Annotated in this window: 6 protein-coding genes and 2 pseudogenes; 1 reads left to right on the top strand and 7 read right to left on the bottom strand. The window is 62.7% G+C overall.

Going from position 1 to position 6,314, the window contains the following annotated elements; genetic code table 11:
- Nucleotides 1-423 (top strand): annotated as a pseudogene (locus tag I5W_RS06260) (type VI secretion protein IcmF/TssM N-terminal domain-containing protein); the annotation flags it as partial.
- Here the strand turns inward: I5W_RS06260 and I5W_RS29490 are convergent.
- The 7 genes and pseudogenes from I5W_RS29490 to I5W_RS06295 form a co-directional block, all read right to left on the bottom strand.
- A pseudogene (locus I5W_RS29490) lies at nucleotides 422-829 on the bottom strand (nuclear transport factor 2 family protein); the annotation flags it as partial. The pseudogenes I5W_RS06260 and I5W_RS29490 overlap by 2 nt on opposite strands.
- Before the next feature lie 47 nt (nucleotides 830-876).
- A complete protein-coding gene (locus I5W_RS06270; RefSeq protein ID WP_044528595.1) occupies nucleotides 877-1,695 on the bottom strand; it encodes an ABC transporter permease in 819 nt (272 codons plus the stop codon).
- Nucleotides 1,692-2,489, bottom strand: coding sequence for an ABC transporter ATP-binding protein (locus I5W_RS06275; RefSeq protein ID WP_017454105.1), 798 nt, complete (start codon nucleotides 2,487-2,489; stop codon nucleotides 1,692-1,694). Before I5W_RS06275 ends, I5W_RS06270 begins: the two co-directional genes overlap by 4 nt.
- 3 nt (nucleotides 2,490-2,492) lie before the next feature.
- Nucleotides 2,493-3,446 (bottom strand): ABC transporter substrate-binding protein, encoded by a 954-nt coding sequence (locus tag I5W_RS06280; RefSeq protein ID WP_044528596.1) that lies wholly within the window; start codon nucleotides 3,444-3,446, stop codon nucleotides 2,493-2,495.
- A 73-nt stretch (nucleotides 3,447-3,519) separates the two neighbouring features.
- Entirely contained in the window at nucleotides 3,520-4,704 is a 1,185-nt protein-coding gene (locus tag I5W_RS06285; protein WP_044528597.1) for an acyl-CoA dehydrogenase family protein, read from the bottom strand.
- A gap of 425 nt (nucleotides 4,705-5,129) precedes the next feature.
- Complete coding sequence (gene mchS3 / locus I5W_RS06290) at nucleotides 5,130-5,570, bottom strand: MchS3 family protein (RefSeq protein ID WP_044528598.1); 441 nt, start codon at nucleotides 5,568-5,570, stop codon at nucleotides 5,130-5,132.
- A 144-nt stretch (nucleotides 5,571-5,714) separates the two neighbouring features.
- On the bottom strand, nucleotides 5,715-6,314 hold a 600-nt coding region (locus I5W_RS06295), incomplete at its 5' end, for a TonB-dependent siderophore receptor (RefSeq protein WP_044528599.1).

Genomic DNA, 6,314 nt, shown 5'->3' on the forward strand with positions numbered 1-6,314 from the left:
TTGATTGCCGTGGTCATGGTGATCGGCAACCCGGCCGCCGGCAAGAGTACCCCTATCGCCAACTCGGGTCTGCAATTCCCGTTTGCCGATGAGAGCGGCAAGATCGTCCATGGCGTGGGGGGTACACGCAATTGTGACTGGTTCTTCACCACCGACGGCATCCTGCTCGATACCGCCGGGCGCTATTCGGTGTATGAAGAAGACCGAAATGAATGGTTCAGCTTCCTCGGCCTGCTCAAGCGCTATCGCAAGCAGGCGCCGATCAACGGCATCATCATTGCGGTGAGCGTGGCCGAGCTGACCGGCAACCGTCCCGAATTCGCCATCAACCTGGCCAAGAACCTGCGCCAGCGCGTGCAGGAGCTGACCGAGAAGCTGGAAGTGTTCGCCCCGGTCTACGTGGTCTTCACCAAGGCCGACCTGAACCGTCGCCAAAGATCCAGGGCTGGCAATGGACCCACTGGCCATCGGCACGGGTGCAATCGGCATTGACGTGGATCTGCTCCGAGGTCAGGTAGTGCACGTTCAACAGCAGTTCCGGGTCTTTCTTCTGGCCCCAGAAGGCCTGGAAGTGTTTGCGGATGGCGTCCTTGCCGACGGCCTGGCCGAACTGGCCTTCGTAATAGGCGCCCACGCCTTCCCAGATGGCGTCTTCGGCATAGAGTTCGAGGATCTTCTCGATGCGCTCGGCGTCATCGGCCACCGGTTCCGGGCAGGGGGTGTCGCACAGGAACATGTAGCGCGCCTGGAGCCGGCGGATGTCGGCCTCAGCGTCGAGGATGTCGAGACGGCGTTTGAGTTGCAGGATTTCTTGGGTGAGGTCGCTCATGGTGAAGAAGTCTCGTTGGTGATCTTGTGATGAAAAGCCCGCTGCACTTACAGGTAGCGCGCCAGCAGCCTGCGCGTGGCGATCCGCAGCACGCGGTCGAACAGGTAGCCCAGCAGGCCCAGGGCAATGATGCCGACGAACACCCACTCGGTGCGACTGAAGTTGCGCGCGGTCCAGATCAGCGCGCCCAGGCCTTCGCGGGCCGAGACGATCTCGGCCGATACCACGGTGAGGAAGGAATTGCCCATTGCAATACGCGCCCCGGTGACCATGTAGGGCACGGTCGAGGGCAGGATCACGGTGCTCAACATCTTCCATTGTCCGGCCCCCAGCGAGGCCGCCGCCCGCAGGCGCAGCGGATTGACCGCCTGCACCCCGGCGATGGTGTTGAGGGTGACGATGAAGACGGTGGTGTAGAAGATCAGCGCGATCTTCGACAGTTCGCCGGGGCCGAGCCAGATCACGGCCAGGGTGACGAAGGCAATCGGTGGAATGAAACGGAAGAATTCGATATAGGGATCGAGCAACTGCCGCACGATCTCGAAGCGGCCCATGAAGATGCCCAGTGGCACGCCGATGACCACACCTGCTCCCCAGCCGGCCAGGATGCGACCGGAAGAGGCCAGCACCGATTGCTGCAGGGTGCCGTCGCCGATCAACTCCAGGGCGGCGGCCCAGGTCATCGAGACCGAAGGCAGGAACAGCGGCGAGGTGGTCATCGAGACCAGCTGCCACAGCACCAGGCCGCCGACGATGGCGATGACCGAGATCAGGAAGGGACGGGCGGCTTTGAGGCTGCTGCTCAGCTTGGATGGCGTGGCCGAGGCGGAAGCGCTGGCCGTGGCGGTCTGTGTGAGTTGCGTCATTGCAGGGATTCCTCTTCGATCAAACCTTGGGCACGCAGCACGCGTGTGACTTCGGCGCCGATGTCGTCGCGGATGCGGGCATACAGCGCCATGCAGGCCGGGTCGGCCGGATCGCGGGGGTGCGGCAGGTCCACGGTTTCGATGGTCTTGATGTGGGCGCGCGGACCGGCCGTCATGGTCACCACGCGGTCGGCCAGCAGGATGGCTTCCCAGATGTCGTGGGTGACGAAGACGATGGTACAGCCGGTACTCTTCCAGATGCGTTCCAGCTCGCTTTGCAGCACTTCGCGGGTCTGGGCATCGAGTGCGCCGAAGGGTTCATCCATGAGCACCACGGAAGGCTCGTTGACCAACACGCGGGCGATCTGCGCGCGTTGGCGCATCCCGCCCGAGAGTTCGCCGGGGAACTTGTCGATGGCGTGCCTGAGGCCCACCAGGCTGACGTAGCGCTCGGCGGCCGTGCGCCGTTCGGCACTGGCGATGCCGCGCAGGCGCAGGCCATATTCGACGTTCTCGCGCACGGTGAGCCAGGGGAAGAGCGCCTCCGAGGACTGGAACACTACGCCGCGATCCAGTCCCGGTCCCTTGATGCGCTGGCCGCTGATGCTGATCTCGCCACTGACCTCCTGGAAGCCGGCGATGGCATTGAGCAGGGTCGACTTGCCACAGCCCGAGGGGCCGAGCAGGCAGATGAATTCGCCGGCGCGGATATCGAGGTCGATGCCGGCCATGATCTCGTGCTTGCCGATGCTCAAGCCCACCCGCTTGATGGAAACCGAAGATCCATGTCCCATGGCTTACCCCTGGTAGAAACCGCGTTGCAAGATCTTGCTCATGTCCACCGGGGCCTTGATGGCTTGCTTGGACAGCAGGAAGTCGGCGATGGCGTTGGCGGTCTTCAGGTCGGTGTCGGTGAAGTCGCGCACCACCGGTTCCATGTCCTTGAGCGAGTTCAGCGTCTGCGCCACCGGAATGTGGGTGACGGCCTGCACCGACTTGGCGGCCCGTGCAGGATCCTTGCGGGTGATCTCCGAGGCTTCGGCCAGCGCCTTGAGGATCTTGCCGGCGGCTTCCTTGTTGGCCGCCAGCCAGGGCGCGCTGGCCGACAGCCACAGGGTGCTGGTGTAGCCGACGTCACCGGCGGTCATGAGGATGTGGCCGCCTTGCTGCACGCCCAGGGTGGGCCAGGGTTCCCAGACGAAGTAGGCGTCGATGTCGCCGCGTGCCAGCAGTGCCGGCAGTTCGGGCGGCCCCGAGCGCACCAGCTCGACCTTGGCGGGGTCGATGTTGAGGGTCTTGAGCGTGAGGCCGGTGACGTATTCCGAGACCGAGCCGGCGACGATGCCGAATTTCTTGATCTTGTCGACGGCGGCGATGTCCTTGCGCGCCACCAGCTTGACGTAGGTACGGGATTGATAGGTCACGGCCAACGGACGCAACTCGGCGCGCGAGAGCCGCACGATGTGCGTAGGTTCGCCGGCACAGCCCAGTTGCACCTGATTGGCCACCAGCGCATTGAGCGCCTCGCCGCCATCGGTATAGGACTGCACGCTGACGTTGGGCACGCCATGCTTGGCGAAGAGTTTTTCATTGGCCGCCACGTAGAAGGCCGTGAAGACCGGATCGGCGCCGACCCCGATGATGATGGGCGCGCCCTGGGCCAGGGCCGGTAAGGCAGGAGCGGCAGCGAGCAGCGAGGCGGCGCCGAGCAGCAGCTTGCGGCGTTGTGGCGAGACGGTGGAGTGGGTCACGGGCTGGGTCCTCTTGGTGAAGTTGGTGAAACGCCAGTGGAGTTGGCAGGCAAGACATCAAGGGATAAGCGCCTTAGCGCGTGATCCCCAACTTTGCAAAAAGCGCGCCAGCGCTTTCGTAGTTCAGTTCCGACAGCGCCGCGTGTTGCGTGACCACCATGGCATCGCGCACGATGTGTTGCAGGCGATGACTGCGCTGGATGGCGGCCATTCCCGCGGCCTGGTAGGCATCGTTGACCACTTCCATCGAGACCCGCGCGGCGTAGGTGGCCGAGAGCTTGAGCATCATGTCGGTCTCCTCGGTGATGGGGTTGCCGGCCAGGATCTGTTCCCACGCTTGTTCGCAGGCATCGTAGAAGAACATGCGGGCGCTGCGCCATTTGGCTTCGCAGATGCCCAGCTTGATCTTGTAGTAGGCACGGTCGGCCAGGCGCAATGCACCCGGCATGATCTTGGCGCCGCCTGCCATGTCGGTGACGATGTCCAGTGCCGCGCGCGCCAGGCCGATGTTGACCGCGGCGTGCACTTCGGCCTGGTAGGCCAGGGCCGGATAGCGATACAGCGGCTCATCGATGAGACCGGGCGCACCGCGTGCACAGGTCCAGGCGTGGGCCACGAACTTGTCTTGCAGGCGGGTATCGTGGCTGCCGGTGCCTTGCATCCCGACCACGTTCCAGTTGTCGATGATCTCCACTTCGGCTGCCGGCATGACGGCCATCAGCGCCGGCTTGTGCGCGCCATCGTCGGGGCCGCCCTCCTTGATGCCCACACCGATCCAGTCCGCCCCCTTGCAGCCGCTGGCGAAGTGCCAGCGCCCGGAAATCTCCCAGCCGCCCGGCACCGCCTTGGCTTGCTGCAAGGGATACAGGCCACCGGCATAGACCTGGTCGGGGCCACTGGCGTAGATCGCGCGTTGCGTGTCGATGGGCAATGCGGCCAGGTAGGTATTGGCCGAGCCGAAGGCGGCCACCCAGCCGGCCGAGCCATCGGCCCGCGAGATGCGCTCGACCATTGCCAGGAAAGGCGCCGGCGCCAGCGGTTCCCCGCCAAACCTGCGCGGTGTGCTGGAACGGAAGATGCCGGCTTTTTTCATCGTGGCGATGAGATCGCGCGGCACGTGACCTAGCTGATCGAATTCATCGCGGCGCGCGGTGACCTCGGCGATGAGCGTATCCATTTCCGGGGAATGCGCATTCGGTGGCGTGACGGTGACGGCTTTCTTCTGGACGGGATAAACATCGAGCGTGATCGAATTCATGGCTCACCACTTTGGTTGAAGGAGGTAGCTGAGTGTCGTCCTGGGTCAAAGCAGGGTCAAATTCTATTTAGGAATTGGCGCAATGAATATTAGTAATAATGATTAGAGCGCTCCGTAGTTGCGCGCAGGTTCCTTGCGGCTGCACCTGCATGAGGCGAAAAGCCGCTGTGGGAGAGGGTTTGCAAGGGGGTATGCACCAAACTCGCGAGACGTTGCACGCAGTCTGCGGTGTATTTGCAGTATTGATGGGGCTAATCCGTGATGCGGATTTGCCTTGCGAGGGAAGTGATCACTACTATCCAGAACGAGATTGACTGAACATCTTTCAGTTTCGTCATAGGCTCCTTCTGGCCTTTGTCTTGGGCGGGCTTCGTCATGGAGCCCGTCATTTTCTTTTCTTGATCCTTCTGCCCTTATGGCCCGGCCTAGCGCCAGTAGGCCTCATTGCATCCCTGTTGCGCGATGCGTTGCAGATGCTCCTGCACCGGTTCGCGTCTGAGGATGTCGGCGCGCAGGACTGATACCGTTCCACCGGCTGCACGCAGCTTGCTGGTCCCGTCCTCGAACTGTCCCGGCGCCAGTGTGCGGATGGCGCAGGCGGCGTAGAGACGGCCTTCCTTGGTGGCTGCTTCATCGTCGAGCAGACGCTGGAAATTCTCCATTGCTTCAGGGGTCTGTAGGATGCGGCGATAACGCTGTTCGCTCTCGCTGATGTGGCCGATGAAACCGACCTGGCCGAGGGCGAAGGTGGGCGTCTGTCGAAGCTGGATGAAGTCGTCCGCCATCGCCTCCGCGGCGCGGGTGGAGACGGCGCTGGCGAGCATGAGCAGGGAGCACGACAGCGTCAGGGGCAGCTTGGTTTTCATTGTTTCTCCGTGGTGATTGAGGCGGTCAGTCGAAAGCAAAGAGGATGAACGGTTCAACGCACCTCATCTCCATTGGATGACAAGCAATCGGCCGCATGAGCGCGGCCGATTCAAAGCAAGCATTTAGATCACATCATCACATCCTCAATAGCGATATCCCAGCGTCAGCAGGACGGTACGATCATCGCCCAGCGCCACGGCATTTTGCAGCCCGCCCGAGTAGTAGTGCGTATTGAAGACATTCTTCACATTGAGCGCAGCGCGCCAGCGTTCGGCGTTGTAGGCCACCCCGGCATCGCCCACCACGTAGCCGGGCAGGGTGTAGCCATAGGTGCGCACCATGCTCTGGCCGCGCACGCCGCCATTGACTTCCCAGCCGTTCAACTCGCCCTTGAAGCGATAGCGGGCGCTGCTGGTGAAGCTGTGGCGCGGCACGTTGTTGAGCCACTGGCCTACCGTGGTGCTGCGCTGGCCACCGTCATCGGTGACGATGGCAGCGGTGTAGGAATAACCGGCGTTGAGACTGACGCCATTGCGCAAGTCTGAGCTCACGCTGATCTCGCCACCTTGTGAACGCTGTTCGCCCACTGCGATGTTGAAGCCGATGTTGTTGGGATCGCTCACCAGTACGTTGCGACGACGCAGGTCGAAGACGGCGACGTTGAGGTTGGTGCGGCCTTCATCGAGATCGAACTTCACACCGGCTTCCCATTGCTTTGCGGTCTCGGGCTTGAAGGTGTTGCC

The organism is Herbaspirillum sp. B65 (assembly GCF_000333555.1).
Classification (GTDB): Bacteria; Pseudomonadota; Gammaproteobacteria; order Burkholderiales; family Burkholderiaceae_D; genus Herbaspirillum; species Herbaspirillum rubrisubalbicans.

Excerpts from the sequence above, each read along its gene's own strand:
- I5W_RS06270 (WP_044528595.1), bottom strand. The coding sequence starts at position 1,695 with ATGACGCAACTCACACAGACCGCCACGGCCAGCGCTTCCGCCTCGGCC.
- I5W_RS06275 (WP_017454105.1), bottom strand. The coding sequence starts at position 2,489 with ATGGGACATGGATCTTCGGTTTCCATCAAGCGGGTGGGCTTGAGCATC.
- I5W_RS06285 (WP_044528597.1), bottom strand. The coding sequence starts at position 4,704 with ATGAATTCGATCACGCTCGATGTTTATCCCGTCCAGAAGAAAGCCGTC.
- mchS3 (WP_044528598.1), bottom strand. The coding sequence starts at position 5,570 with ATGAAAACCAAGCTGCCCCTGACGCTGTCGTGCTCCCTGCTCATGCTC.